19 protein-coding genes and 1 pseudogene are annotated in these 26,497 nt (G+C 72.6%); 8 read left to right on the top strand and 12 right to left on the bottom strand.

The genetic code is table 11. The features are described from left to right. Positions 1 to 110 precede the first annotated feature (110 nt). The 5 genes from ACZ56L_RS23540 to ACZ56L_RS23520 all read right to left on the bottom strand — a co-directional run bounded on the left by ACZ56L_RS23540 (position 111) and on the right by ACZ56L_RS23520 (position 8,622). On the bottom strand, positions 111 to 3,899 hold the full coding sequence (locus tag ACZ56L_RS23540) for an amino acid adenylation domain-containing protein (RefSeq protein ID WP_471066059.1): 3,789 nt from the start codon (positions 3,897 to 3,899) through the stop codon (positions 111 to 113). Next, positions 3,838 to 5,127 (bottom strand): MFS transporter, encoded by a 1,290-nt coding sequence (locus ACZ56L_RS23535; RefSeq protein ID WP_345219714.1) that lies wholly within the window; start codon positions 5,125 to 5,127, stop codon positions 3,838 to 3,840. The genes ACZ56L_RS23540 and ACZ56L_RS23535 overlap by 62 nt, the downstream gene beginning before the upstream one ends. A gap of 1,442 nt (positions 5,128 to 6,569) precedes the next feature. Then, positions 6,570 to 6,734 carry a hypothetical protein gene (locus tag ACZ56L_RS23530; protein ID WP_471066057.1) on the bottom strand — a complete coding sequence of 55 codons (165 nt, stop codon included), beginning with the start codon at positions 6,732 to 6,734 and terminating at the stop codon, positions 6,570 to 6,572. A gap of 177 nt (positions 6,735 to 6,911) precedes the next feature. Then, a complete protein-coding gene (locus ACZ56L_RS23525) occupies positions 6,912 to 7,151 on the bottom strand; it encodes a hypothetical protein (RefSeq protein ID WP_471066055.1) in 240 nt (79 codons plus the stop codon). A gap of 565 nt (positions 7,152 to 7,716) precedes the next feature. Next, entirely contained in the window at positions 7,717 to 8,622 is a 906-nt protein-coding gene (locus ACZ56L_RS23520) for a glycoside hydrolase family 19 protein (protein WP_380837499.1), read from the bottom strand. Positions 8,623 to 9,187: 565 nt separating this feature from the next. Between ACZ56L_RS23520 and ACZ56L_RS23515 the strand changes: the two genes are divergently transcribed. Continuing rightward, positions 9,188 to 11,029: a chitinase gene (locus tag ACZ56L_RS23515; protein ID WP_471066053.1), complete on the top strand. Its 1,842-nt coding sequence runs from the start codon at positions 9,188 to 9,190 to the stop codon at positions 11,027 to 11,029. 138 nt (positions 11,030 to 11,167) lie between these two features. Here the strand turns inward: ACZ56L_RS23515 and ACZ56L_RS23510 are convergent, their stop codons facing one another. Next, positions 11,168 to 11,311 (bottom strand): hypothetical protein, encoded by a 144-nt coding sequence (locus tag ACZ56L_RS23510; protein ID WP_468690031.1) that lies wholly within the window; start codon positions 11,309 to 11,311, stop codon positions 11,168 to 11,170. Between the two features lie 474 nt (positions 11,312 to 11,785). On the opposite strand from ACZ56L_RS23510, the gene dps reads away from it, so the two are divergent. After that, positions 11,786 to 12,343, top strand: a complete 558-nt coding sequence (dps, locus tag ACZ56L_RS23505) for a DNA starvation/stationary phase protection protein Dps (protein WP_345219711.1) — start codon at positions 11,786 to 11,788, stop codon at positions 12,341 to 12,343. Positions 12,344 to 12,957: 614 nt separating this feature from the next. Here dps and ACZ56L_RS23500 read toward each other — a convergent pair. Then, positions 12,958 to 13,458, bottom strand: a complete 501-nt coding sequence (locus ACZ56L_RS23500; protein WP_401760371.1) for a MarR family winged helix-turn-helix transcriptional regulator — start codon at positions 13,456 to 13,458, stop codon at positions 12,958 to 12,960. A 92-nt stretch (positions 13,459 to 13,550) separates the two neighbouring features. Here ACZ56L_RS23500 and ACZ56L_RS23495 point away from each other — a divergent pair, with 92 nt between their 5' ends. Both ACZ56L_RS23495 and ACZ56L_RS23490 read left to right on the top strand, forming a co-directional pair. Continuing rightward, complete coding sequence (locus ACZ56L_RS23495) at positions 13,551 to 14,000, top strand: SgcJ/EcaC family oxidoreductase (RefSeq protein ID WP_471066050.1); 450 nt, start codon at positions 13,551 to 13,553, stop codon at positions 13,998 to 14,000. Between the two features lie 336 nt (positions 14,001 to 14,336). After that, the gene (locus tag ACZ56L_RS23490; protein ID WP_471066304.1) at positions 14,337 to 14,798 is read left to right on the top strand and encodes a GNAT family N-acetyltransferase; all 462 of its coding nucleotides are present in this window, start codon (positions 14,337 to 14,339) and stop codon (positions 14,796 to 14,798) included. A 9-nt stretch (positions 14,799 to 14,807) separates the two neighbouring features. Here ACZ56L_RS23490 and ACZ56L_RS23485 read toward each other — a convergent pair. The 3 genes and pseudogenes from ACZ56L_RS23485 to ACZ56L_RS23475 all read right to left on the bottom strand — a co-directional run bounded on the left by ACZ56L_RS23485 (position 14,808) and on the right by ACZ56L_RS23475 (position 17,820). Then, positions 14,808 to 15,684 (bottom strand): annotated as a pseudogene (locus tag ACZ56L_RS23485) (IS5 family transposase). Between the two features lie 335 nt (positions 15,685 to 16,019). Continuing rightward, positions 16,020 to 16,946, bottom strand: a complete 927-nt coding sequence (locus ACZ56L_RS23480; RefSeq protein WP_401760625.1) for an NADP-dependent oxidoreductase — start codon at positions 16,944 to 16,946, stop codon at positions 16,020 to 16,022. 208 nt (positions 16,947 to 17,154) lie between these two features. Continuing rightward, positions 17,155 to 17,820, bottom strand: a complete 666-nt coding sequence (locus tag ACZ56L_RS23475) for an endonuclease (protein WP_471066048.1) — start codon at positions 17,818 to 17,820, stop codon at positions 17,155 to 17,157. A 520-nt stretch (positions 17,821 to 18,340) separates the two neighbouring features. Between ACZ56L_RS23475 and ACZ56L_RS23470 the strand changes: the two genes are divergently transcribed. Together ACZ56L_RS23470 and ACZ56L_RS23465 are read left to right on the top strand one after the other, a co-directional pair. Continuing rightward, entirely contained in the window at positions 18,341 to 18,601 is a 261-nt protein-coding gene (locus tag ACZ56L_RS23470; protein ID WP_401760360.1) for a hypothetical protein, read from the top strand. Positions 18,602 to 19,166: 565 nt separating this feature from the next. Continuing rightward, entirely contained in the window at positions 19,167 to 20,576 is a 1,410-nt protein-coding gene (locus ACZ56L_RS23465; RefSeq protein WP_471066045.1) for an erythromycin esterase family protein, read from the top strand. On the opposite strand, the gene ACZ56L_RS23460 is transcribed toward ACZ56L_RS23465, so the two are convergent. Together ACZ56L_RS23460 and ACZ56L_RS23455 are read right to left on the bottom strand one after the other, a co-directional pair. Next, positions 20,536 to 22,173: a sensor histidine kinase gene (locus tag ACZ56L_RS23460; protein WP_471066043.1), complete on the bottom strand. Its 1,638-nt coding sequence runs from the start codon at positions 22,171 to 22,173 to the stop codon at positions 20,536 to 20,538. The genes ACZ56L_RS23465 and ACZ56L_RS23460 overlap by 41 nt on opposite strands. Before the next feature lie 79 nt (positions 22,174 to 22,252). Further along, the gene (locus tag ACZ56L_RS23455) at positions 22,253 to 22,942 is read right to left on the bottom strand and encodes a response regulator transcription factor (RefSeq protein WP_471066041.1); all 690 of its coding nucleotides are present in this window, start codon (positions 22,940 to 22,942) and stop codon (positions 22,253 to 22,255) included. Between the two features lie 140 nt (positions 22,943 to 23,082). Here ACZ56L_RS23455 and ACZ56L_RS23450 point away from each other — a divergent pair, with 140 nt between their 5' ends. Next, positions 23,083 to 23,931, top strand: coding sequence for an ABC transporter ATP-binding protein (locus tag ACZ56L_RS23450; protein ID WP_471066040.1), 849 nt, complete (start codon positions 23,083 to 23,085; stop codon positions 23,929 to 23,931). Further along, positions 23,931 to 26,447: an FtsX-like permease family protein gene (locus ACZ56L_RS23445; protein WP_471066038.1), complete on the top strand. Its 2,517-nt coding sequence runs from the start codon at positions 23,931 to 23,933 to the stop codon at positions 26,445 to 26,447. Before ACZ56L_RS23450 ends, ACZ56L_RS23445 begins: the two co-directional genes overlap by 1 nt. Positions 26,448 to 26,497: the final 50 nt, after the last annotated feature.

The following is a 26,497-nucleotide window of genomic DNA, read 5'->3' as shown; positions in this document are numbered from 1 at the left end:
GGTGCGGGTGATGCGTACGGGTACGACGTGCGGGGGTCCGTGCACGGGCTTGAGGTGTCCCGGCGCGGGGGGTGTGCGGGTGAGCGGTGGAAGGGGGCGCCGGCCGGGGTTCAGAAGTCGAAGTCGAGTACCGGTCCGGGCGCGGCTTGCGCGTGGAGCAGTGCGGGCAGAAGGGTGCCGAGCGTGACCGAGGGGTCCTCGGCGACCGTCTCCAGCAGCCGGAGGAAGTCGTCGCGCCAGGCGTCCACGGTGTCCGGACGCAGCAGCCGGCGGGAGTACCGCCAGGCCGTGCGCAGCGATCCGGCGACTTCGTAGATCTGGAGGTCCAGGTCGAAGACGGCCTGGCCGGTCTGTTCCAGGCGCACCGGGACCCGGGCGCCGTGGAAGTCGACCGCGAGGTAGCGGCCGCTGTGCAGCGCGACGAACGCGTCGAACAGCGGGGTGCGGCTGTAGTCGCGCACCGGGGCCGCCCCGGTGACCAGGTCCTCGAAGGGGAAGTCCTGGTGTTCGAAGGCCGACTCGGCGACGTCCGCGAGGTGGCGCAGGTAGGCGGCGAAGGACAGGTCGGGCGTGGCGGCGGTGCGCAGCACGACCGTGTTGGCGAACATGCCGACCGTGCGGTGCAGCCCGGGGGCGGTGCGGCCGGAGACGGGGGTGCCGACGGTGATGTCCTCGGTGCCCTTGAGCGAGGCGAGCAGGGCGCTGTACGCGGCGGCGAGCACCGCGAACAGCGTCACTCCCTCCTGCCGCGCCAGCCGACGGAGCCCGGCGGTGAGCCCTGGGCCGATCCCGGACTCGGTCACGGCGCCGTCGAGTGCGCGCAGGGCGGGCCTGGCGGTGTCGGTCGGCAGGTCAGCCGGGTCGACGGGCGTGGCCAGGACCTGCTGCCAGTGCGGCTCCTGGGCCTCCCTCAGGGCGGTGCCGGCCGGGCCGGTCAGCCATGCCGCGTAGTCCCGGTAGCGGGTGGCCACGGGCTGCGGCGCTCCTCCCCCGTACAGGGTCGCCAGGTCCTCCAGCAGGGGCGCGAGCGAGAACCCGTCCACCACGATGTGGTGCAGGTCGAGCCGCAGCACGACCGCGGACGGCGTGCGGTGCACGTCGGCCCGCCAGAGCGGGGCGCGTCCCAGGTCGAAGGGGCGTACGAACTCCGCGACGGGGCCGGGGGGTTCGTCGCTGACCCGCACCTCGGCGTCCACGTGCGGCTCGACGCGTTGGCGCACCTCGCCGTCCTCGACGACGAACCGGGTGCGCAGTGCCTCGTGGTGCGCGGCCAGGCCGGCCAGGGCCCGCGCCAGTCGCCGCGGGTCGGTGTCGGCGGGCAGCTCCAGGCTGAGCGGCACGTTGTAGTGCACCGCCCGGCCGTCCTTGACCTGTTCGAAGTAGAGCTGGCGCTGCTGCGGGGTCAGCGGGTACGTCTCCTGCTCCGGTGCGGGCGGCAGCCGGTGGCCGAGTCCGGGCGGGGTCTGCCGGAGCAGTTCCGCGAGCCGGGCGGGGGTGCCGGCGCGCAGTACGGCGCTGACCGGGCAGGGCCGGCCGAGCCGTTCCTGCACGCCCGCCGCGATCAGGGTGGCGGTGAGCGAGTCCGCGCCGAGTTCGCGCAGGTCGTGGCCAACGCCGATGCCGGTGATGCCCAGGGCCCGTTCGGCGAGGTCGACGACCGCGCGCTCGGTCTCGTCCGAGGGCGCCCGGTAGTCGGCCCCCGCGAGCAGGTGCCCGCCGTCGGGGTCGGGCAGCCGGGCCCTGTCCACCTTGCCGGTGTGGTTGAGCGGCAGAGCGGGCAGCGGCACGAGGTAGGAGGGCACCATGTGCCCCGGCAGCTCGGCCGTGAGCAGGTCGCGCAGGTGGCGCGGATCGGGCGGGCAGGGGCCCGCGTAGTAGCCGACCAGGTACTTGTCCCCGCCGCTCGGCCGGGTCCTGGCGACGACGACGGCCTCCGCCACGTCGGGGTGGGCGAGCAGGGCCGTCTCGATCTCGGCGGGCTCGACCCGGAAACCGCGCACCTTGACCTGGTGGTCGCGCCGGCCCAGGAACTCGATCACCCCGTCGGGGCGCCAGCGCGCCAGGTCGCCGCTGCGGTAGAGCCGGGCTCCCGGGGGTCCGAAGGGGTCCGGGACGAAACGTTCCTTCGTCAGTTCCGGACGCCCCAGGTAGCCGCGGGCGACGCCGTCCCCGCCGAGCCACAGCTCGCCGGGCACTCCGACCGGGCAGGGCCGGCCCCGCACGTCCAGGACGTACGCGGTGGAGTTGGTGACCGGCCGCCCGATCGGAATGCGCCCGAGGTCCCCGCGTGCCAGCCGGTGCGTCACGGAGAACGTGGTGTTCTCCGTGGGCCCGTACCCGTTGACGAGCGTCACGCCGGGGCAGGCGTCCATCGCCTTCCGCACGTGCACCGGCGACAGCGCGTCCCCGCCCACCACCAGTTCGCGCAGCGGGGCGAAGAGGCCCGCGTCCTGTTCCACCAACTGGTTGAACAGGGGCGAGGTGAGCCACAGCGTCGTGACGCGGTGTTCGGCCAGTTCCCGTCCCAGGGCGCGGGCGTCGAGGACGACGTCGCTGTCCACCAGGCGCAGCGATCCGCCGTTGAGCAGGGCTCCCCAGATCTCGAAGGTGTTCGCGTCGAAGGCGGTCGAGCCGGTGGGCAGGATCCTGACGTCCGGACCGAGGTGCACGTACTCGGCGTTCTTCACCAGGCGCACGACGTTGCGGTGGACGACCTCGACGCCCTTGGGCTTGCCGGTGGTGCCCGAGGTGTAGCAGACGTACGCCAGGTCGTGCGCGGTCACCGGCACCCCGGCGCCGCCGGGGCGGGCGGTTCCGTCGACGGTCTCGGAGGCGGGAGTGAGGACGGTGCCGTCGAAGGGGAGGTCCACCGGCAGGTCGCCGGCCGTGACCAGGATCCGCACGGACGCGTCCGACAGCAGCCAGGCGACGCGTTCGGCGGGGAGGTCGGGCTCCAGCGACACGTAGGCGCAGCCCGCCTTGAGGATGCCCAGGGCGCCGGTCACGAAATCGGGCGTGCGCCCGGTGCGCAGCCCCACCCGGTCACCGGGCCGCGCCCCGGAGGCCATGATGCTCCGCGCCAACTCATCGGACAAGAGGTCGAGTTGACGGTACGTCAACTGCCCTGACCGCCAGCTGACGGCCATGGCGCCGGGGGTCCGTGCGGCCTGCTCGGTGAACAGACCGTGCACCGTGGCGGAGTCGGGGTAGGGGCGCGCGGTGTCGTTGAAGGCTTTGAGCGCCTGTTCCCGCTCGTCCTCGTCCAACAGGTCCACGTCACCGGTCGCGCCCAGCGGATCCTCCGTCAGGAAAGCGGTGACCAACAGGAGTTGGCGTGCGAGGCGAGCGGCGGTGTCCTCCTCGAAGAGGGAGGTGCGGTAGCCGAGGAGCAGATCGCGGCCGTCGCACGTCACGAGCAGTTCGTACGGTCCCTCAGGGGTTTCGTACGAGCCGTCGGCACCGGTGCGCGGAGCCTGCTCGAACCGTACGGGGGCGCCGGCGGCGGCCCCCTGCGGCCGGGCCTGGACCGTCCTGGCCAGCAGGGCGGCGACGGGCTCGTCCGGGTCCACCGTCAGGGTCAGCGCGCCCCCGTCGCCCCGGTCCGTACCGATGTCGAGGAGCAGCCGGGACTGCCCGGTGTGGCGGTGCAGCAGGATCGCGAGAGCCGCGAGGGCCGTCGGTCCGCCCGCGCCGGGCACCCGCAGGATGGCGAGGGGGCCCGGGGCGGACTTCCGGGTACGGGGACGGTCGGCGATCAGGAACGCGGCGTCGCCTTCGGTGTCCGGCCGGAGTCCGGGAACCCGCTGTCCGGGGATCCGGACGTCCGGGGTCCGGGTGTCAGGACGTGGCGCGGACGGCGTCGGTGTCGGGGTCGGAGTCCCGCTGGGCGCGCTGGTCATCTGCTGCAGTCACCCCCAGCCGGAACGGCGTGTTGCGGAAGAGGACGACGGTCAGCACGCCGGGGGCCGCGGCGAGTGCGGAGACCACGAGGATCAGGGCGCTGTAGTGGCTGCCCGCCAGCAGCATGCCGCCGAGTGCCGAACCGGCGGGCAGGGAGCCGGCCATCACCGTGCGCATCAGCGTCATGGCGCGGCCGCGCATCGCGTTGGGCACCCGGGTCATGCGCACCACGCCGCCGAGCACCGTCATCGGCGCGGAGAGGATGCCGTTGAGCGCGAGGCCCAGCAGGATCCACGGCAGGGCGGTCGGCAGGAGCAGGAACAGCACCGCACCGGAGAGGAGTTGGAGCACGCCGATGCGGAGCATCTGCCGTTCGGAGGTCTGCACCGCACCCGAGACGAGGGAGCCGATCAGCTCGCCCGCCGCCATGACGGCCAGCATCAGGCCGAGGATTCCGGGGCCGCCGCCGAACTCGAACTTCGCGAGCCAGGGCAGCGCCACGATGAGCGCGCCCGCCGACACGTTGAAGGCGCCGAAGGCCAGGGTGAGCACGAGGAGGAAGCGGTCGCGCACGATGAGGCGGAACACCGGGCCCCAACCGGGCCTGGCGTCCTTGGCGCCGGGCTCGGCCACCGGTTCGGGCCGGCCCATCGGGGCCTTGATGCGGCTGATCAGGAAGGCGAAGACCAGATAGGTCACGGCGTCCAGGATGAGCACCTGGGGCGCGCCGAAGGCGGTGATCAGCAGGGCGCCGAGGGCCGGGCCGACGACGTTGGCGGCGCCCATGGCGGTGGCCTCCAGGCCGGAGGCGGCCTGCAGCTTGTCCTCGGGAACGATCTCGGGCAGCACGGCGGGGGTGCCCGCCAGAGGAATGATCTTGAGCAGCCCGTAGACCAGCGCCACCACGTACAGGTGCCAGGTCTGGAGCGCGTCCATCAGTGCGAGCAGCGGGATCAGCGCGACCACGAAGCCGCGGAACACCGAGTCGTAGATGAAGAGCTTGCGCCGGGAGAACCGGTCGAGAAGAGGTCCGACGACGGCCCCGCCCAGGATCACCGGGAGGGTGAGACACACGCCGAGAACGCCGAGCCCCGCGGCCCCGGCCTTCTCCAGCGTGATCCACGCGAGGGCGGCGTAGGTGGCGCCGTCCCCGAGGAGATTCAGGACGAGGGCCGACCAGAGCAACCGGTAGTCACCGATGCGCAGGATGGCCAAATATGCTTTCACGTTCCACACCGTTCAGTAGGCCGGAATTGGCGAGCAGAGCGGGCGGGGCAGCGCACAGAACACGCCACATCCGCGCTGGGTGTGCGAAATAAGTAGGCCTTTTCTCCGACCTGCCTCCAGGCGTGCCCGTCACTTCCGAGAGCAACGGAGAAAATGGCTTCAATGCGTTTGGTCTGCAAATTCACACGTCCGGTCGGCAGGAATTGCCGACGACTCCCGTACGTGTCCCCCAGGAAGTGCCCCCACTTCTCTTCTGCGGCCACCAGTGGCGACGCAGGTTTTCCGCCGCTTGTTCTAACAGCTCCCCCAGGGGGCGTCAAGCAGGGTTTATGAGAGGTTCCGGTTGGCTGGATTCGCCCTTGAAGAGAGCCGGAGGAGCCCTTCGGGTCGTGCCTCACCGCCCGGCGAAGGCCCCTCTGGGGGCCCTGAGGGTGGGGTATCGCATGACGTAGGCCCCCAAAAACGGACATCCACCGGAGTGGATTCCGGATGACCGCCTCTGGCCGAAAGAGAGAAAGTCGGCCTTCCGTCGGCCGAGGCATCCGATTGGCGTGTTGACCGCTCTTTCGGCGACGGAAAGGTGCCCTCCACACCCATCTCCGGGCGGACGGCGGGGCAATACCGAGACGGTCGAATCGGCAGGCGGACTCCCGGGTTGACGCGGAGGTGTGTCCGCGTCGGAACGATTGCTGACACCGCCCTCCAGGAATGCGCATACGGACTCCCGGACCGGCGCACGGACGCCCTGCGTCGATCTTTACGATGTCGCGCCTGCGAAGGGTGACGGCAAAGGAATTCGCCCGGCGGGGCCGGTTCCTTTCCGTGACGAAGCCGCACTGCCGCCGTCGCGCCGCACGGGGCGGCCGGCGTCGTTCGGCCGCGGTGGCGGCCGACACCGAACGTGACGCCCGCACGCCGTGACACCGCGTTTTGCGGGAAGTCGACAGCGGAACGTCAGAGTGGGCCGACCGGGCGTCCGGCAAGCGGACGCCCACCCGGGCCGGGACGGGCCCCGAGGCCGGCGCGGGCAGCCGGGAGGAGCCGGGGCGCCGGGCCCTTTCGTCGCTCTTCGTGAGTTCGCCGCCCCGGTACGAGCGGACCAGCACCGGTTGCCGGGAGCCGGGGGGCGTTTGCGTTTCCCGTATCGGTACGGGGAACCGGCGGCACGCGGGCCAACATGCCACAGGGCAAAGGCGGTTGACGCGGACGGCACGACCCGGTGCTTCACTGCGCCCGGGACGGGTGCGGCGGCGCGGCGGGGGACGAAGCGCGGCGGGCCGGCGGACGGCGCGGCGTCGCGCACCCGCCAGGAGTACGGCTCCTCCGTGGTGCCCGAAGCGTCGCCGATCGCGTCGTCCGGGCCGCCGCCGGGGGCGGGTGACCACCCGGTTCCCGTGGAATTCAGGCCCGTTCACCGGGGCGACACGCCCGGCAACACGACTTCACAGAGCCTCCGGGCCCGACTCGTGCCGCCCCGGGCGCGCCCGGCCGGGGGCCTCGCGGGCCGGAAGTCGGGCCGCGACGACGACCCGCAGCACGATGGGAGCGCTCCCTCCGACCGGCCCCGCGACCTGGGGCGGAACGCCGGACGCGGTGCGGGCCGTCACGAGAGGTGCCTCGTGGCGCGTACTCGCGAAATGCGGGCACGGAAAGAACTGGTGCGCGAATCAGTACGTGAGGGCGGCTCACGGATGACCGGGCAGCCGATTAGCGCAGTCTTCCGACGAAACCGGAGATTCACCATTCGCCTCTTCACCTCTTCACCATCCCGCGTTCCCATCTCTTCACCCCTTGACCATTCTCTCGACGCCTCCTGCGAGGGAGCCGGGCCGTGCGGCGTCGGGGGCAGGGGTGTCGGACAGGGTGGTGCGCAGCGCGAAGACGCCGAGTGGGAGCAGCCGCGTCCGGGCCCGGCCCGCCCGTGCGTCCACGAACTGCGGCAGCGGCGCGGCGTACAGGGGAGCGGGCTTGGAGTCGGGCAGCTTGGTGAGGAAGCGCATCGAGAACAGGCGGGCGTCGGACACCGGCGGCAGGTCCCGCTGAGGGGGACAGGCGAGCGGCCACCGGGCTTGAGGAGGCCCCGGGCCAGGGAGGCCGGACAGGCGGCTCCCGCGAGTTTCACGACCGTACGGGCCGACGGTACGGCCGCGAACAGGGCGGGCGGGCCTGCCGCCGCGGCCAACGGGTGGCGCAGGAGGCCCGCCCTGTGGTGTCCACGCCGCCCACTCGCCCTGTGCTGTGCCCGCTCGGCGGCTCAGGGCACCCCTGCGCAACGCATGTCGGCGCATGCGGTGTGCGGGACGTCGGGCGACCGCCGGGAAGAGGAGACCGGCCGACGTCCGGGTTCGGCGGACGGGGCGCAGTTCTGTGTGTAAGCCGCCCGTGCACCCGGGTGTTCGGACGGCTGCGCGAGGCCCAGGCCGGGGCTCGGCGGCGGGTCGTGACGAGTTCGTGTTCGTGTTTCGCGCACGGCACGTCGATCGGCGCCGCCTGAACACGAAGCGCGCGGTGCGGACTTCGTGTTCCGGCGGCGCCGGTTGTTTCATGGGACCTGTCGCTGCGGGCGGCGCGTCGGCGCCGCCCGTGCGGTCAGCAGCTCAGGTTGGAACCCGGGGCGACACCCAGGATCTGCGTGAAGCTCTGGTAGCTGTTGACGCGGCTCTGGACCTGCGCAGGGTTGCGTCCGTCGCACTCCAGGGAGCCGTTGATCGAGCGGATGGTCTCGCCGAAGCCGCGCCCGTTGACGATCGCGTCGTGCGGCGTCATGGTGCCCGGTCCGTTCTGCGTGTTCCAGTACCACAGGCCGGTCCGCCAGGCGATGGACGGGTTCTGCTCGACGAGGTACGGGTTGCGCAGCAGGTCGATACCCAGGGCGTCGCCCGCCGCCTTGTAGTTGAAGTTCCAGCTCAGCTGGATCGGGCCGCGGCCGTAGTAGGCGGCCTGTCCGGCGGGGCAGCCGTAGGGCTGGGCCGCGTCGCAGTAGTGCGGGTAGTTCGCGGTGTTCTGCTCCACGACGTACCGCAGACCGCCGGTCTCGTGGTTGACGTTGGCGAGGAAGGCCGCGGCCTCCTGTCGTCGGACGGTGTCGCTGCCGGTCTTGGTGAACGCGGGGAAGGCCTTCAGCGCGTCGACCAGACCCGCGTAGGTGTAGAAGCTGTTCCGGTTCGGGAACATCTGGTTGAACTGGCTCTCGGAGACGATGAATCCGGACGGGTCGGGGTCCTGTCCGCCTCCGCCGCCGCAGGCGCCCTGGTCGGCCCAGACGCCCCATTGGCCGGTGGAGCCGGGCGTTTCGCCCTGGGTCCACCACTTGGCCTGGTAGTTGTGACCGCCGTGCGAGACGGTCGCGCCCTGGGTGTAGACCGCGCCTGAGCTCCAGGCCGCGGCGCAGCTCGCGGCTGCCGCGGTGGTCGCGGCGAAGAGGGGGAAGAGCACCGCGAGCAGGGCTGCGGCGAGGAGGGAGGCGACGAGTCGGGGGAAGCGCCTCGCGGAGATCGGCGTGCGTAACACGGCATCACGTCCTCAGTGGGGGGAGAGTGGCCCCGAGCCTTCCGCAATGGTCTGGACCTGTCAAGGTCCAGACCATTGCGGAAAGAGGGTCGCCGCATGCGGTGTCCGCCCGGTGCGCCGCCGGAAGCGGTGACGCGACAGGAGCCCGGCACGTGGGCGACGTCGACGCGGGGCGTGCCGCGGTACGGCCGTCGAGCGCGGACGGCGCCGGTCGCACGCCGGGTGCCGGCGACGCGTACGGTCTCGCGGCGGCACGGAAACGCACTCGCGTCACGGCGGTTCGGTGCGCGGTCCCCACCGTGCGGAGCCATACGAAACCATGCGGAACTCGCGCATTCAACCCCAGGCCCCTCGCCCACACCCGACGCGCCACCCGCCCGCCGGATCGGGGGCGGACACGCACGCACCGGGCCCAGCGGAATGCGCAGGCCGGTTCACCCGCCGCGGGCGCCCCCTCACCTATGGCGCCGAGAACCTTGACAACCCTATTGGTCTGGACCAAATTGGGCGGCCCTCGCACCCGCCATCTCCCCCCACACCGGAGGCAGTTGTGGATCGTTCCCGCCGAGACCGCTTCTCCAGACGCCGACGTTCCGCCCGGCCCCTCGCCCTCGCCGTCACCGCTCTCGCGCTCGCCGCCTCCGGGCTGACCGCCGCCGCCCCCGCCGTCGCAGCCGATGCCGAACTCGCCCGCAACGGCGGCTTCGAGGCCGGGCTCGCCGGCTGGAGCTGCACCGCGGGAGCGGTGGTCACCGCTCCGGTCCGCAGCGGCACCTCCGCCCTGAAGGCCACGCCCGCGGGCAGCGACCATGCCAAATGCGCCCAGACCGTCACGGTCGAACCCAACTCGACGTACACGCTGAGCGGTTGGGTGCGCGGCGCGTACGTCTACCTCGGCGCGAGCGGCACCGGCACCACGGACGTGTCCACCTGGACGCAGTCCGCCGACGCCTACAAGCAGCTCAGCACCACCTTCAAGACCGGCGCGAACACCACCCGGGTGCAGATCTACACCCATGGCTGGTACGGAACCCCCGCCTACCACGCCGACGACCTGAGCCTCATCGGCCCCGGCGGCCCCTCGCAGCCGCAGCCGCCCGCCGCCCCGGCCGGGCTCGCGGCGGGCACCGTCACCTCGACCACCGCCGCCCTGAGCTGGTCGGCCTCCGCCGGAGCCACGTCGTACGCGGTCTACCGCGACGGCGTCAGGGCGGCCACCGTCACCGGCACCTCGGCCACCCTCACCGGGCTCGCCCCCGCCACCGCCTACCGTGTTCAGGTCGCCGCTCTCAACGACGACGGCGAATCGGCGAAGTCGGCTGCCGTCACCGTGACCACTCCCCCGGGCGGCGGCGGCCCCGGCCCCGGTGACGGCCTTCCCGCCCACGCGCTGATCGGGTATCTGCACTCGAGCTTCGCCAACGGCTCCGGATACGTGCGGATGGCCGACGTTCCCGCTTCCTGGGACGTCATCAACCTGGCCTTCGGCGAGCCGACTTCCGTGACCAGCGGCGACATCCGGTTCGCGCTGTGCCCGGTCGCCGAGTGCCCGAATGTGGAGTCCGGGGCCGAGTTCAAGGCGGCGATCAAGGCGAAGCAGGCACAGGGCAAGAAGGTGCTGATCTCCATCGGCGGGCAGAACGGGCAGGTACGGCTCACGACGGCAGCCGCCCGTGACGCCTTCGTCGCGTCCGTCTCGAAGATCATCGACGAGTACGGGCTGAACGGCCTCGACATCGACTTCGAGGGCCACTCGCTCTCCCTGGACACCGCCGACACCGACTTCAAGAACCCGACGACCCCGGTCGTGGTCAACCTCATCTCCGCGGTGAAGGCCCTGAAGGCGAAGTACGGCAAGGACTTCGTCCTGACCATGGCGCCCGAGACGTTCTTCGTGCAGTTGGGCTACCAGTTCTACGGTGTGGGCAAGTGGGGCGGGCAGGACCCCCGGGCGGGCGCCTACCTCCCGGTCATCCACGCGCTGCGCGACGACCTGACCCTGCTGCACGTCCAGGACTACAACTCGGGCCCGATCATGGGCCTGGACAACCAGTACCACTCCATGGGCGGCGCCGACTTCCACATCGCGATGACCGACATGCTGCTCACCGGCTTTCCCGTCGCGGGCGACGCGAACAACGTGTTCCCGCCGCTGCGCCCCGAGCAGGTCGCCATCGGGATGCCGGCCTCCACGCAGGCCGGAAACGGGTGGGTGTCCTCCGCCGAGGTCAACAAGGCGCTGGACTGCCTGACGAAGAGGACCAACTGCGGCAGCTACGCGACCCACGGCACCTGGCCGTCCCTGCGGGGCCTGATGACCTGGTCGATCAACTGGGACCGCTTCAACAACCAGGAGTTCAGCCGCAACTTCGACGCGTACTTCGGGAGCTGACGGGGAGTGCTCCGCGCGGGTGTGGCTCCTCACGCCCGCGCGGAGCGCACCCCTGCGCAGGCAGGACTTCACGGGTGATACCGATGCCGGTGCCGGTGCCGGTGCCGGTGCCGGTGCCCGGGAGAGGCCATAGATCCGTCAACGCCGTGCGGACGGCCCGGTGGCCGCGACGGGGGCTCCCACCTGAGCGTGCACCTCACCGGCCACCAGGAGCACGCCCTGGTGCTCGTCCTCAGCAGTGGCCCCGACGCCGAACGCCCCGATACGGACTTCCTGCTGCATGCCGTCGCAGCCCAGGGCGCAGCGGACCGCGGGGCGGAATCCGCTGCGGACGGCCGCCGCCGGTGGGCATCCCTTCCCCTTACGCCTCCACCACTCACGCACCTCCCCCGTCACCGCAGAACGGGCGAGCTGAAGCACAGCGCCGCCGTGTCCGCCCCAGGCAGTGTCCGACTTCGCGGCGGGCGGCGCGCGGCTCCAGGGCCTCGCGACATGCGGAGGAGTCGTCGGCCGTTCGTCTGCTCCAGCAGCTTCGCCACCCGGCCGGACGTGTCGTCTCCGGCTGTGATGAGGGTGCCGTCCTCGGTCGCCGCCACGACGGCGGCCCGGGGCGTCACCGGCGGACGACGCGACCCGAGCCCCGACCCCTGGGCGCGCAAGCCATCTGGCACGCCCGAAAGAGTGACCCGCGGTGGCACAGAACCGCGAACGGGTACCGGCAAGGTGAACCCTTTCCCCTGACGCGGAGGCTCCGCCATGTCCACGCAAGACACTCCGAAGTACACCGTCCCCGGGCTCTCGACGGACGAGGCCCGCTCGCTCATCGGTCTTCTGCAGATGCGCCTGCACGCGCTCAACGACCTGCACCTCACGCTCAAGCACATCCACTGGAATGTGGTGGGCCCGCACTTCATCGCGGTGCACGAGATGCTGGACCCGCAGGTCGACCGCGTACGGGAGATGGCCGACGACGTGGCCGAACGCCTCGCCACACTGGGCGGCGTCGCCCAAGGCACCCCTGGAGCCCTGGTCGAGGCGCGCGCCTGGCAGGACTACAGCGTGGGCCGCGCCGACGCCATCGCGCACCTGGGCGCACTGGACCTCGTCTACACCGGGGTCATCGAGAGCGTCCGGCAAGCGGTGGCTCAGGCAGGAGAGACCGACCCGGCGACAGAGGACCTGCTGATCGAACAACTGCGAGACCTGGAGCAGTACCAGTGGTTCGTCCGCGCCCACCTGGAGACGGCGGGCGGAAGCCTGAGCACAGCCGGCGCCACGTCAGAGACCGAGGCCGCGCAGGCAGCCGAGCAGTGATCCACCCTCTGGGTGGCAGGCCGGGCGACGGAATGCGCGGCCGATGACGCCCTCGTCATTCGAGGCGCGCCGTCTCCCGGACGCAGCGGTCGCCGCGCCTCTTGTTCCCCGCCGTCGTGGCCCGCACCACCCGGCGTGAACTCGCAAGGGTGCCGACCGGAGCGTTCACAGGCAGCGTGACGCCGCTGGACGCCGGTGGACGAGCCGGCTTGAGGTTCCGTGGTTGCCGAAGGGGCCAACACACAGCCTCCACCGTGACCGGCCTTCGCTGCGGCCCGGGCCTGCCCTCAGCCGGCATGCCTTCCCGTCCCACGTCATCACTCCCTCCGAACCGGCCCGGATCGACACCACTTCGACGGCAGGTCTCTCCGGAACCTTCTCTGACGGCGGGAAGCAACACCTGATCGGCACGGATCAGCACCGGGTGCGCCCTCCCGAACTTGCGCATCGCGACGCCAGAAGGGTGACCGTGACCTGCACTGCGCCGAAGGCACAAGACTCAGAGGTGACAGAGGGCGTCCTGGCGGAGATGGGACTCCGCCAGGACGCCCCGCTCGCGCCTCGGATCAGAGATCACTGATGCAGCGCAGGCACGGCCCGGCGGCCCGCCGCCCTCACGAGCGGCGGGCCGCTGCGCCTCCCTTGCGCTGATGACCGTGGGCTGCCGCGTTCCGGATCTCCTCGGTGGCCGCGCGGAATGCAGGGGCTGCGTGAGCGAAGTAGTCGAAGAGAACAGCGCGTTGGTCCGGTGTGTACAGGTCGAGAACCTCAGCGATCTGGCGGCGGGCAGGACCGACCACCTTCTCGATCCGGTCGAGGGAGTCGGCCACCGGCTCGACGACGACCTTGCGTCGATCGTCAGGATCAGCAGCCCGGCGGACGAATCCGGCTCGCTCCAGGCGGTCGATCAGGCGAGTGGTCGCCCCGGTGGTGAGTCCGGTGCGGGCGGCCAGTTCGCCCGAGGTGAGCGTGCCTTCCAAGGTGATCTGGCTGAGCGCGTACCACTCGGAGGCACTGAGCCCCACCGCTTCCGCCCCAGCCATGCCGTGGAGTCCCACAGCGTCGAGGTACTGACGGAAGACCACGTGCTCATCCGTCGGCGTCGGATCCGCCATGTCCCCAGGTACCCCCTTGCGCAAATAGCTGCACGTGTGCAGATACTGCCTAGGTGCAATGTCTTCATCATTGTAACTACCGGGAGGATTCCATGCCCACCACGGACGACCGGAATGCCGTCACCACGGTGATCGCCTCACTCGTCGACGCCTGGCGACGTCATGACGCCGACACGTACGGCGCGCAGTTCACGCAGGACGCCGGCTACGTCACCTTCGTCGGCACGTACTACCAGGGCCGCCGCGACATCATCGAGAGCCACCGCACGCTGTTCGCCACATACCTCAAGGGCACACAGCTCGCCGACGAGATCCTGGACATCCGCTTCTACGGTCCGGACACCGCCGTGGTCACCGGCCGCGGCGACAGCTACAAGGGCGCCAGGCCGAAGAAACTGACCAAGGTCCAGACCTACACCCTGGTCCGGGAGGCGGACGGCCAGTGGCGCATCGCCGCCTTCCACAACACCAAGCGCAAGCCGCTCATGGAGGCCATCTCCTTCAAGGTCGCACCCGCTCTCGTCCCGGCATCCCGGAAGTGACCGGCCCGTGCACGCCGATCACGTCGGCCATGGTGCTGGCGCCGCCGGGTTGCGAGGGGGCGACCACGCCAAGCGCCTCACCCAGACGCGCCCGTCGGCGGACTGGGGGTCGCCAGGCCGGGGCGGGCGTGTCGGGGCAGCGCGTTGACCGCCCCCGTGGAGGAATCTCGTCGGGAGGGACAGTGCCCGAGCACTGGGGCCTGTGTCGGAAGTGACTGGTTGTGACTCTGCGGCCTGTGTTTCCATGCCCGAGTGAACATCGAGAGCTCCGGGGCACCGGATGGGAGGCCGAGCCGCTGGGTCCGGCGGAGGGCCGATGGCGATGTTGAGGAGTGCGTGCGGGTCCTCGCGGAGGTCCATGCGCGTGACGGCTATCCGGTGAACTGGCCGGACCAGCCCGGCGAGTGGCTGTCACGCGGTCCCCTGCTGGGCTCCTGGGTCGCCGAACTCGAAGGCGGCCTGGTCGGGCATGTCAGTTTGTCGCAAGGCGGCGAAGACGATGTGGCCCCGACGTTGTGGAGCGAGCGGAACGGGGCGACGCGAGGTATGACCGCCGTGGTCAGCAGGCTGTTCGTTGCCCCGCAGGCGAGGGGACACCGGATCGGTGCGCTGCTGATCGGCCGAGCAGTGGAGGAAGCGCGGCGTCGGGGCCTGCATCCGGTGCTCGACGTCGTCGCATCCGATACCACGGCGGCAGCCCTGTACGAGCGGCTGGGCTGGGAGCTGATGGCCACGGTCGAGCAGCAGTGGAGCCCGCACCGGACGGTGGCCATCCGCTGTTACGCAGCGCCCTCGTGACGTGGTCGGTCACAGCCACTCGTCGATGGCCACGACGAGGACGGCCGCCTCGTAACGGACCGCGAGTGTGTCGTATCTGGTAGCCACGGCGCGGTTTCTTCTGAGGCGCTTGATGCCGCACTCGGCCGCGTGCCGGGCCTTGTAGCCCTCGGGATCGAATTCCGGCGGCCGGCCGCCGCGCGAGCCGCGCTTCTTGCGGTTGCGGGCCTGATCGGTCCTGTCCGGGATGGTGCAGCGGATGCCGCACCGCCGCAGGTGGGCGCGGTTCTTACGAGAGGCGTACGCCTTGTCGGCGCGCACCCGCCGCGGCCGGGTGCGCGGCCCGCCCGGCCCCGCTCGGGGCACCGGACCCGGCCCAGGACGGCCTCGAACTGCGGGGCCCCCGCGCTGCCCGGTGGTGACCACGAGGGACATGGGCCTCTGCCCCTGCTCGACCGCCAGGGGCAGTTTGGTGACCAGGCCGCCGCGCGAGCCCCCAGTCCGTGGTCATCGGGCTCGACAGCGACGCCGCCGGGCGGCTCCTTCTGCAGGTCCCCCTTCTCCTGGCTCCGGCGGCGTGCTGGTGGGCTTGGCAGACCGTGGAGTCGACGTTGAGGTCCCACGTGATCAGGTCCTCGGCGTCGGCGTCGGCGTGGGCCTGGAGCTGGGTGAAGATGCGCTGCCAGGTGCCGTTGCGCTGCCAGCGGCGGAACAGGTCATAGGCCCGGCCCCACGGCCCGTGCTGTTCGGGCATGTCCCGCCACGGGATGCCGGTGCGGACCCGGAAGCGTATGCCGTCGATCAGCTGCCGCCGGGTCCATGTCGGTGGTCGGCCGGGCTTCTTGCCCTTCGGCAACAGCGGCACGAGCACCGCCCATTGCTCGTCTGTCAGGTCTCCACGCGCCACGAACCAGGATCACCCCATGCGCAAGATCTACTTTCGATGCACGACCTGGGTCCGTCAGAAGTCCCCGGCGCCTGTCTCCGGGGACTTCTGGGATCGAGCGGCTGAGACCGTCGGAGCGCGGTGGGTGCAGGAGCGCTCGGCGTGCGGTGGGCGGGGGAGGGTGTTCGGGCATGCGTGTGGTGTCGGCGAGAAGGCAGCGGACGCGAAGGGAGAAGCCGGGGCCCGGCAGGGGGAGTTCGCCGCGGGCCGGCGTCGTGTCCTCGTACCGCAGCCTCAATGGCCACCGTTCGGGCCGGTAGTGCCGTCGCATCCGGGGCCCTCCACCCGCGGAGGAGTCATTCGTCCGAGACGTGGATCAGGATCTTGCCGTGCACATGTCCCGTCCGACTGAGCTCGAAGGCGTCCGCGAGCCGTGCCAGCGGGAAGGTCTCCGCGACCGGAACCCGCAGCTTCCCCCGGTCCGCCAGGTCCGCCAGAGCACGGAGTCCCGCTGCGTCCGGGCGCGCCCAGATCCACTGTCCGCCCGCGTCCGTGACGTCCGGGTCGGCGATCGACGCGTGCCGACCGCCCTCGCGGAGCACCGCGCGCGTGGTGTCCAGCACCCCTCCGACGTAGTCGACGACCACGTCCACCCCGTCCGGTGCGAGCGCCCTGACCCGGTCGGTCACCCCGTCCCCGTAACTGACCGGTTCGGCCCCGAGCTCCCGCAGCCGGTCGTGGTTGGTCTCGGACGCCGTGGCGATGACCCGGGCGCCCAGGGCCCGGGCGATCTGCACACCGAACGTGCCGACGCCGCCGGCCGCTCCGTGAATCAGCACCGTGTCGCCGCTGCCCGTGTCCAGACGGGTCAGGGTCTGGTACGCGGTCAGCCCGGCCAGCGGCACTCCGGCCGCCTCGCCCCAGCTCAGGGACGACGGTTTGGCCGCCAGAGCACGCACCGGGACGGTCACGAACTCCGCGAACGTCCCGCCGTGCACGAAGTCCTTGCGCGCGTACGAGAAGACCTCGTCCCCCGCCGCGAACTCGGGGACGTCGATGCCCACCCGCTCCACGACCCCGGACACGTCCCAGCCGGGGATCACCGGGAAGACCGTCTCCATCATCGCGTCGAGCCCGCCCGCCATCACCTTCCAGTCGACGGGGTTCACCGCGGCGTACCGCACCCGTACGAGGACTTCACCGGGGCCCGCCTTCGGCACCGGCTGGTCGGTCAGCGACAGGACTCCGCTGTCCCCGTACTTCTCGTACGTCATGGCCTTCATGGTGGCCGGTGCGCTCTGTTCGTTGCTCATGCTTCTCTCCGGACGTGTGGGGGGGGTGGGGGGGTGGGGGGTTCTGCGATCACTGCGCGGTCGGGCGCGGGCCCGCACCGCATGGATGGTCAGGGTCTGTCTGCATGTGCCTCCTCCAGGCGCGGGTGGGGGGTACGCGTCCCTCCTCGGTAGGGCACGGGTGCCTGCGCGCGTTCCGTCAGGCGCGGGCCTGCTCCATGGTCGACCGCACCACCTTCGGGTCCAGAGCGGCCCGAACGAGCGCTGCCGCAAGAACGCTGGGATCCACGTCACCCGCCAGCCGCAGCAGCTCGTCCGGACTGCCCGGCAGGTCGAGATCCGCGGCCCCCTGGAGCGCCTTGTCCCCGAAGTACGGAGCGGTTTCGGGCCATACCCCCTGAACCTCGCGTACGAAGATGTCGCTGCCCGCCGGACCGATCCCCGGCACCTTCCGAAGCCGCCGGTGCACTTCGGCGACATCGCCCCGCGCCTGGTCACGCAGTCGGCGCAGGTCGCCCCGGTACTCCTGGACGACGAGCCGCGCACCGTCACCGAGCTGGGTCGAGGTCCGCTCGTCGTAGCGGCGGTAGCCGCCTCGGCCGAGCGCGTCCACCCGCTGCTGCCAGGTGGCGTCCGCCATCCGACGCGGGGTGCGCAGGCCCGCCCCGAACAGCTCCCGGGCGGCGTCGACGGCCACGGAACTGCGGATGCGGGCACTCAACAGGACCGAAAGGACAAGGAGTTGGTACAGCGGCTGCGGCGTGTCGCGCAACCGGATGCCCGCTTCGGCGGCGTAGGTGCGTCCGTGTCCGTCGAGCAGTGCGCGTACGACGGCACGCTGCCCGGACTCGGAGGTGTCTGTCATGACGCGCTCTCCTTCGCTGTGCGGGGTGGGTACGGGTGCCGCCCTTCCGGGCGGCGTGTCCCCGTATCGGCGGAGACGACGCAAGGCCCTCCACCGGCCCGCCGGTGCGGCGTGCGCCGCGCACGGTGCTGCGGGTGCCGGGCAGCGGGGAGGCAGTCAGCGTTTCCGGGTGGGCCAGGCAGGGTCGTCCGCCGGTGGCAGGCCCTCGCCCTCCACCACGTGGACTGCCACCCCGGCAGGACTCCTCGCCGTGGTCGGGCTTCGACTCCCTTCCTCCCATGGTTCCTTTTCGCGCTGTTTCGTACGTAAAGACCCCTTCCTGAAACTCCATGTGTCCCGGAGGCCGAGGGTTCACACCTGCCAATGACGGCCGGCCGCCCCGGCAGTCGAACAGCCGTATCGGAACAAACCCGAACACCTCCACCCCGTAAGCCACGCCGATAATCGGACTAATACGACACCGGGAAGGCATCCGTGCGATGGGATGGAGGCGTTCTGCCCCACTTCACAGGAGGAATACATGCGTCGCATTGCCTTCGTCCTCGCCGGCGTCACCGCTGCCGGCTTCCTGGCCGTCACGCCCGCGGTCGCCGATGACGGCGACGACCTGGCCGTGAGCCAGTCCCACGCCTCTGGCAACCGCTTCGAGCAGGAGCGCGAGGACGGCTACGAGCACTACAACATCGGTGGCCCCCACGGCCTCACCGCTGAGACCGGCGGCGAGATGGAGACCAGCGGCGAGAGCTTCGACCTCTCCCACACCACGGTCAACGCGGACTGATCTCCGCACGTCGGCGAAGGCCCGCACATCGCTTCAGCAGCGATGCGCGGGCCTTCGGCCTTGCGCGGAGCCCGGACCTCCGACGGACGAGCGGTCACCGCACAGCTCACGGACGAGCGGTCGTCGTACGGCTGGCGGTCGAGCGGTCGCCGTCCGGCTCGCGGACGGGCACTCGCCGCACAGCTCCACGGTCGGTGCACCGGCGCTCCCGTAACCGCGTCGCAAGGCTGCCGTGACAGCCCGGGGACGCCCGGGCGGTCCCTCGGCGGCCAGGACGCGCCCGTCAGGCGAGCAGTACGCGGACGGGGCGGACGGGAAGGTGCGCACCCGGCGGCCGGACTCCGCCGCCACCGCGGATTCGCGCCCGCGCGGAAGGAGCCAAGGAGCGGCGGGAAAGAGGGCAGTGCCAGAAGGGGGACCGGGCCGGCGGTGCATCGGCGCTCGGCTCCTGTGGGGGCTTCTCCCCCCGGACAGTTCGGTGGCTAGCCCCACCGCGCCGCACCCCCCGCCCGGGCCAAGATCGTTGCACCGCCCCGGCGGACCACCGAACTGAGGAGACATCAGGATGACCGTGCACAGCCAGGCGATCGGCCGACGGGGGCTGCTGGCCGCGACGACCGCGCTCGCCGCCACCGCCGTACTGGCCCCGGCGGCCTTCGCGGCGCCCGCCACTGGCCGGCCGCCGCTCTCCCCCGCCGCCCCGGCGGCGAAGAGCGGACGGGCCGCCGCGATCCGGGCGTTGGAACGCGCCGCGCACCCCCTGAGGTCGACAGATCCGGCGGGGCGCACCGGCGACCTGCGGGCACTGGGCGCGATGATCGGCAACGCGAAGGTGGTCGGTCTCGGCGAGGCCACTCATGGTTCGCACGAGTTCTTCACGATGAAGGAGCGGGTCTTCCGCCACCTCGTCGAGGAGAAGGGCTTCACGACCTTCGCCCTGGAGATGAGCTGGACGGCCGGGCTGCGGATCGACGAGTTCCTCCAGGGCGGGGCCGGCGACGCCCGGCTCGTGGCGAAGGAGGCCCTGGCCGGGTCTCCGTGGGAGCGTGAGGAGTTCGTCAGCCTGCTCACCTGGATGCGTCGGCACAACGACCGGCACCCCCGCCGCCGCGTCCACTTCATGGGCAACGACGTCGGGGCGCCCGAGCTCGGCGACGCGGTCTTCGAGAAGGTCGTCTCCTACGTACGCGCGCACCGCCCCCAGGACCTCGCCCGTCTCGAGGCGCTGTACGCGCAGCTACGTCCCTTGGACGACGTCTTCGCCTATCTGCGCAGGCCGCTGGCGGAACGGCAGCGCAACGCCGTCACCGCCCGGCAGGCGTTCGACCTGGTCGTCGCGGCCAAGGGCGGGGGCCGGGGCGCGAACGGCGGTGGTGGCGCCGGCGGTGAGGCCCACGAGTGGGCCGAGCAGCACGCCCGTAACATCCACCAGACCTTCGTCTTCGCCTCCCTCGACCTGTCCGACCCGCGGTCGGTCTCCGAGGCGGAGCACTTCCGCGACCAGGCCATGGCCGCGAACACCGTCTGGTGGCACCGCCGCACCGGCGACAAGATGCTGCTGTCGGCGCACAACGGGCACGTGGGCTATCTGTCCACCGACCCGGTGATGTACCCCACCACGCAGGGCGTCTACCTGCGCGAGGCCCTCGGCGACGGTTACGCCGCCATCGGCTTCACGTTCGCGCAGGGGTCCTTCCTCACCGCCACCACGCTGGGCAGCCCCTGGAACAAGGTCACCGTCCCCGCGGCCACCGCCGACATGCAGGAGCACACCCTCGACCGGGTCCACCACCGGGACTACTACGTCGACCTGCGCACCCTCCCGGCGGCGGGGCGCAGTTGGCTGGACACCCCGCGTCCCGTCTACGACGCCGGTTCGTCCTTCAAGAACGACCCGCTTCCCAGCCTCGCCGTCCTGCGGGCCTACGACGTGCTCATCCACCTCCACCGGGTCGGCGCGGCCGTTCCGCTCTGATCGCCGGGTCCGCCGGGTCCGCCGCGCCGGCTGCTCCGGGGGCGCCGCCGGACGGCAGGTGCGCGACCAGTCGCGCGCCTGCCGGGCTGTCGCCCACCCGGAGCGTGCCGCCGTGACGTGCGGCGATGTCGCGGGCGAGGGTGAGGCCCAGGCCCGTGCCTCCGGCGTCGCGGGTCCGGGCGCTGTCGAGGCGGGTGAACCGTTCGAAGACGCGCTCGCGGTCGGCGGCCGGAATGCCGGGGCCGTCGTCCAGGACTTCCAGGACGACCGTGCCCGGCGGGCGGGACTCCCGGACGGTGACCGTGACCTCCGCGCGGGCGTGCCGTGCCGCGTTGTCCAGCAGGTTGCGCAGCAGGCGTTCCAGTTGGGTGGGGTCGCCGGGCACCGGGGCGCAGTCGTCCGCCTCCGCCCGCACCCGGGGCCCCGCGGGGTCGAGTGCGCGCTCGGCGACTTGTTCGCGCACCACGTCGGCGAGGTCGACGACGCCCGGGGGCCGCGGGGCCCGGTCCGGGTCCACGGCGAGGTGCAGCAGGTCGGCGGTGAGCGACTGGAGGCGTTGTACGTCGGCCAGGGCACGCCGTGCGGCCGCCGGCCAGTCGGCCCGGTCGGGGTGGGCCAGGGCGACTTCGAGTCCGGTGCGCAGTGCGGCGAGAGGGCTGCGCAGTTCGTGGCTGGCGTCGGCGACGAAGCGTTCCTGCTGCTGGTGGGCGAGTTGGAGGCGGTCGAGGGTGTCGTTGGTGGTGCGGGCCAGGCGGGCGACTTCGTCCCGGGAGGGCGGCACCGGCACGCGGCGGCCGAGCTGGTGCCCGCTGACCCGCGCCAGTTCCCGGCGGATCGCCTCCACGGGGCGCAACGCCCGCCCCGCGGCGCACCAGGCGGCTCCCGCGGTGAGCAGCACGGCCAGCGGGACGAAGAACGCCAGCGTGTCGTCGAGTCGGTCCAGGGTGCGCTGGGTGTCCCACGGAGGTACGTACAGATAGAGCGTGAGCCGGCGCGGCCCGGCCGCGTCCCCCGGTGCGTTCTCCGTCTCCGCCCGGCGGCCCGGCCCGGCCCCGGCCGCCGCGCCGTCCAGTTCCGCGCCCAGGGTGCGGCCCGTGCGGCCCAGCGGGTGCAGCAGGTCCGCCGGTACGCCGTCGACGACCCGCCCCAGCACGGTGTACGAGCGGTACTCGCGCCACTGGGGGTGCGCGCCGGGCCGCAGCGTGGCGGACGTGCGCGTCGTCCAGTCGGCGGAGGCTCCGGCGGGCGCCGGGGGCAGCGGGCGCCAGGCGGGGTCCAGGCGGCACAGCTCGGCGCTGCTGACCACCGGTCGGCCGGAGTCCGCCACTACTTCGAACAGGGCGTCGCCGCTCGCCGGCGTCGCCGTCAGCGCGGCCCGGCCGCTTCCCGCCGCGGCCGCCCGGTAGGCGTCGGCCATCCGGTCCAGTTCGGTACGGGTGGAGTCGAGGGCGTTCGCGGTGAGCTGTGCGCGGAGGAACGCGCGGGTGCCCAGCCAGCCGGCGGCGAACACGGACGCGCACAGCAGCGCGGCCGTCAACGCGGTGTGCCACCGGACCGAGACCGGCCACAGCCGTCTCACCGGGAACAGCCGTCGCACGGGCCACGGTCGTCTCCCCCGCCCTGGCGGTGTCACGGGAGCCGCCCGGCTCCGGCGGGGCGCGCACACGTCGCCGTCCTCATCGGCCGTCGCCGCTCACGTCGGCCACCAGCCGGTAGCCGACCCCGCGCACGGTGTCGATGCTGCGGCAGCCGAACGGCGTGTCCACCTTGCGCCGCAGCGCGCTCACGTAGACCTCGACGATGTTGGGATTGCCCCGGTAGGCCAGGTCCCAGACCTGCCGCAGGATCTCGTCCTTGGTCACCACCCGTCCGTCGTGGCGCAGCAGGCACTCCAGGACCGCGAATTCCTTGGTGGTGAGCGCGATCCGACGGCCCGCCCTGGCGCAGCTCCGGCGCGCGGGGTCCAGGACGAGGTCGCCCGAGCTGAGCGTCGCGGAGGCCCCGGTCGCACCGCGGCGGGCGAGGGCGCGCAGCCGGGCCATGAGGACGACGTACGAGAACGGTTTGCCGAGGAAGTCGTCGGCTCCCGTGTCGAGTGCCTCGGCCTCGTCGTACTCGCCGTTCTTCGCCGTCAGCATGAGGATCGGCGTGCTCACGCCGCGGGCGCGCAGGGCCGCGCAGACGCGGTAGCCGTTGAGTCCGGGCAGCATGACGTCCAGGACGATCACCTGGTACGGGTGCGCCTGGGCGAGCGCGAGGCCCTCATGCCCGTCGTGTGCGAGATCCACCGCGTAGCCGTCCGCCTCCAGCCCCCACTGGAGCGATTCGGCAAGCCTCAGTTCGTCCTCGACCACCAGCACACGCATGCGGTCGATCTTCCCAGACCGCGCGAGCGCCGCCTGAAGAAATCTTCAGGGCGCTTCAGGGGCCGCTCAGGAGCCGCCGCCATGCTCGCGGTGCGGTCGTGGACGGCACGGCCCGCGACAGGGACGGTTCAGGGGAGCGGATGTACGACAGCACCACCGGGGGCACCCCCCGGAGCGACAACGGCAAGGACATCGGGTCACGGTACGGCGATGTGCGGGGGGCCGCGGCCGGAAGCGCGGCCGTACCCGCCGGCGGGGCTCCCCGCGCTGTCGCGGTCGGCGTGCGGGACGCGGTGAAGGTCCACGGGAGCGGGGACACCGCGGTACGGGCGCTGGACGGGGTGTCCCTCGACTTCCCGGCGGACCGCTTCACCGTGATCATGGGCCCCTCGGGTTCGGGCAAGTCCACGCTGCTGCACGCTCTCGCCGGGCTGGACACGCTCGACGCGGGCCGGGTCCGGATCGGGTCGACCGAGCTCACCGGCCTGTCGGACGCCGCGCTGACCCGGTTCCGGCGCGAGCGGGTCGGGTTCGTGTTCCAGTCGTTCAACCTGCTGCCCACCATGTCGGCGGAGGACAACATCCTGCTCGGGCTGCACCTGGCCGGCCGCCGCCCGGACCGGGACTGGTTCGACGTGGTGGTCGGGGCGCTGGGGCTCGCGAGCAGGCTCCGGCACCGGCCCGGTGAGCTGTCCGGGGGCCAGCAGCAGCGGGTGGCGTGCGCCCGGGCGCTGGTGGGCAGGCCCCAGGTGGTGTTCGCCGACGAGCCCACCGGCAGTCTGGACTCGCGTTCCGGCGGCGAGGTGCTGACTTTCCTGCGCGACTCGGTCCGCGACCTCGGGCAGACGGTGGTGATGGTGACGCACGACCCCGTCGCCGCGTCCTACGCGGACGCGGGCGTACTGCTGGCCGACGGCCGGGTGGCCGGCCGGCTGGAGGAGCCCACCGTTCCGAGCGTGCTGGCCGCGCTCGCCGGGGCGGGGGCCTGATGCTGCGCGTCCTGCTGGCCGGGCTGCGGGCGCGGCCGTTGCGGCTGCTGCTGTCGGCGGTCGCCGTCGCCCTGGGGGTGGCGTTCGTCGCCGCCTCACTGGTCCTCTCCGACGCCGCGGGCGCCCGGCTCCGTGCGGCGGTCTCCGTCGAAACCCGGGGGGTCGACGCGTCGGTCCGCGCGACGGGTGGCGTCGCCGCGCTCGACGACGCGCTGCTCGCCCGCGTCCGGCGGGTGCCGGGCGTCGCCGCGGCCGAGGGCCGTGGAGCGGTGAGCGTGCCGCTGCGCGGAGCCGACGGTCTTCCGGAGGACGCCGCGGCGGTCGGCCTGCCCGGCGACCCGGGGCTGCGGCCGTTCGCCCTCCTGTCGGGGCGCTGGCCCGGCGCGCCGGGCGAGGTGGTGAGGGAGCACTCCCGCGCGCACCCGACGGGCCGCCCGGTGACTCTCTTCGGGCAGGACGGGAAGCCGCGTTCCTTCACCGTGGTCGGGACGTTCGGCCGGCCCACGGACTCCGGCATCGGTTCGGAGACCCTGGTGCTGACGCCCCAGGACCTGCGGCGGCTCGGACCCGGACGGGGCTACGGGGAGATCGTCGTGCGGGCGGCCGCGGGCACCGGTCAGCAGCGACTGGCCGGCACACTGCGGCGGGCGGTGGGCGCGAAGGGCGTCTCGGTGGTGACCGGGCGCGAGGCCGCCTCCCAGTTGCTGTCCTCGACGGCCCCGGACGGCGCCCGCACCGCGGGGTTCCTCACGGCGTTCGCGGTGCTCGCGATGGTGGTGGCGGCCATGGTGATCACCAACTCGTTCAGCATCCTCGTCGCCCAGCGCTCCCGTGAATCGGCGCTGCTGCGCTGTGTGGGGGCGGGCAGGCGTCAGGTGTTCGCCGGGGTGCTCGGCGAGGCCGCGGCGGTGGGCACGGTGGCCTCGGTGGCCGGGCTGTTCGCCGGGCTCGGCGTGGCCGGGGCGCTGCAGGCCCTCCTCCAGGACGGCGGGGCCGCCGTTTACACCCCGCTCACCGCGCGGACGGCCCTGACGGCCGTGGGCCTCGGTGTCCTGATGACCGTCGCGGCGGCCGTGCCGCCCGCGTGGGCGGCGACCAGGATCACGCCGATCGAGGCTCTGCGGCCGCCCCGGGAGGGCCCGGCCACGGGCGCCGGGCGGGTCCGCAGGGCGACCGCCCTGCTCCTGTCGGTGGTCGCGGCGGCGGCCGCCGTCCAGGCGGTGCGGGCCGGCTCCGAAGGCACCGGGCCGCAGGGTGCCGCCGTGCTCTGCGTCGTGGCGATGGCGGCCCTGCTCGGGGCGGTGCTCGCCGCGGGCCCCCTGCTGGCCGGTCCGTTCGTACGCGTCCTGGGTGAGGCGGGCGCCCCGCTGCTGGGGCAGCCGGCGAGACTGGCCGCGCTGAACGCCGCCCAGCACCCCCGGCGCACCGCGGCCAGTGCCGCCGCCCTCACCATCGGCCTCGCCGTGGTCTCCCTCGTCACGACCGTGACGGCGGGCCTGGAGGCGGGCCGCACCCGCGGCCTGGCGGAACAGGTGACCGCCGACTTCACCGTCACCTCCGTGGTTCCCCACCGCCCGCTGCCGGCCGGCCTGCCCGCGGCGCTCGCCGCGCTGCCCGGTGTCGCGTCCGCCGCGCCCCGGCAGTCGTTCTCCGGCGATCTGGGGAAGTACGGGACGTACGGGATGGCGGCGGTGCGCGGCGACGCGCTCGGCACCCTGCTGCGTCCGTCCGTCCTCTCCGGGCGGCTGGACCGGCTCGGCCCCGGCGAGCTCGCCGTGAGCCGCGAACTCGCCGAGGGGACCGGGCTGAAGCCCGGCGACACCGTACGGGCCGGACCGCCGCGCTCCCCGGTGACGCTGCGCGTGGTCGCCGTGTACGAGGCGGTGGCCGCCCCGGGCGCCGACCTCCAGCTCGCCCTGGTCGACCTGAGTCACGTGGCGGCGCTGAGCGTCGGGGGCAGCGCCCCGCACGACCCGAGCGTCCTCGTCGGTCTCACCGCGCAGGCGGACCCGGACGAGGTCCGGCCGCGCCTGGCACGGGCGCTGGCCGCGGCTCCGCTCGCCAGGCTCGACAGTTCCGCCGAGATCGAGGAGCGGCTGACGGAGCCGCTGCGCGCCACCCTGGACCTGCTGTGGGCCCTGACCGCGCTGTCGGTGCTCATCGCCTTCGCCGGGATCGCCAACACCCTCGCCCTGTCCGTCCTGGAACGCACCCGCGAGTCGGCGCTGCTGCGCGCGCTGGGCCTCACCAGGGGCGGCCTGCGTGCCGCTCTCACCGCGGAGGCGGTGTGCGTCGCACTGCTGGGCTCGCTGTGCGGGCTGGCCGTCGGCGTCGGCGCGGCCCGGCTGCTGGCCGAGGTCGCGTCCACCGGCGCCGACCCGGTGGTGTTCACCCTGCCGTGGGAGCGCCTGGGCATCCTGCTGGCCGCCGCGCTGCTCGCCGCACCGCTGGCCGCACTGTCACCGGGCCGGCGCGCGGCACGGGTGTCCTTGACGGAGGGGATGGCGGAGACGTAGGTGCTGCTTCCCGCGCTTGGCCGTGTGCTGGGGGCGGGATGTCCGCCGGG

The organism is Streptomyces sp. NPDC039736 (genome assembly GCF_055596485.1).
Note: the sequence above shows the minus strand (reverse complement) of the source record. Positions and strands in the feature narration are given on the sequence as shown.

What these genes read in the sequence shown, in the direction of transcription:
- ACZ56L_RS23540 (WP_471066059.1), bottom strand. Translation starts at nt 3,899, where the DNA reads ATGACCAGCGCGCCCAGCGGGACTCCGACCCCGACACCGACGCCGTCC.
- ACZ56L_RS23510 (WP_468690031.1), bottom strand. Translation starts at nt 11,311, where the DNA reads ATGCAGCAGGAAGTCCGTATCGGGGCGTTCGGCGTCGGGGCCACTGCT.
- dps (WP_345219711.1), top strand. Translation starts at nt 11,786, where the DNA reads ATGTCCACGCAAGACACTCCGAAGTACACCGTCCCCGGGCTCTCGACG.
- ACZ56L_RS23500 (WP_401760371.1), bottom strand. Translation starts at nt 13,458, where the DNA reads ATGGCGGATCCGACGCCGACGGATGAGCACGTGGTCTTCCGTCAGTAC.
- ACZ56L_RS23495 (WP_471066050.1), top strand. Translation starts at nt 13,551, where the DNA reads ATGCCCACCACGGACGACCGGAATGCCGTCACCACGGTGATCGCCTCA.
- ACZ56L_RS23480 (WP_401760625.1), bottom strand. Translation starts at nt 16,946, where the DNA reads ATGAAGGCCATGACGTACGAGAAGTACGGGGACAGCGGAGTCCTGTCG.
- ACZ56L_RS23475 (WP_471066048.1), bottom strand. Translation starts at nt 17,820, where the DNA reads ATGACAGACACCTCCGAGTCCGGGCAGCGTGCCGTCGTACGCGCACTG.
- ACZ56L_RS23470 (WP_401760360.1), top strand. Translation starts at nt 18,341, where the DNA reads ATGCGTCGCATTGCCTTCGTCCTCGCCGGCGTCACCGCTGCCGGCTTC.
- ACZ56L_RS23465 (WP_471066045.1), top strand. Translation starts at nt 19,167, where the DNA reads ATGACCGTGCACAGCCAGGCGATCGGCCGACGGGGGCTGCTGGCCGCG.
- ACZ56L_RS23455 (WP_471066041.1), bottom strand. Translation starts at nt 22,942, where the DNA reads ATGCGTGTGCTGGTGGTCGAGGACGAACTGAGGCTTGCCGAATCGCTC.
- ACZ56L_RS23450 (WP_471066040.1), top strand. Translation starts at nt 23,083, where the DNA reads ATGTACGACAGCACCACCGGGGGCACCCCCCGGAGCGACAACGGCAAG.
- ACZ56L_RS23445 (WP_471066038.1), top strand. Translation starts at nt 23,931, where the DNA reads ATGCTGCGCGTCCTGCTGGCCGGGCTGCGGGCGCGGCCGTTGCGGCTG.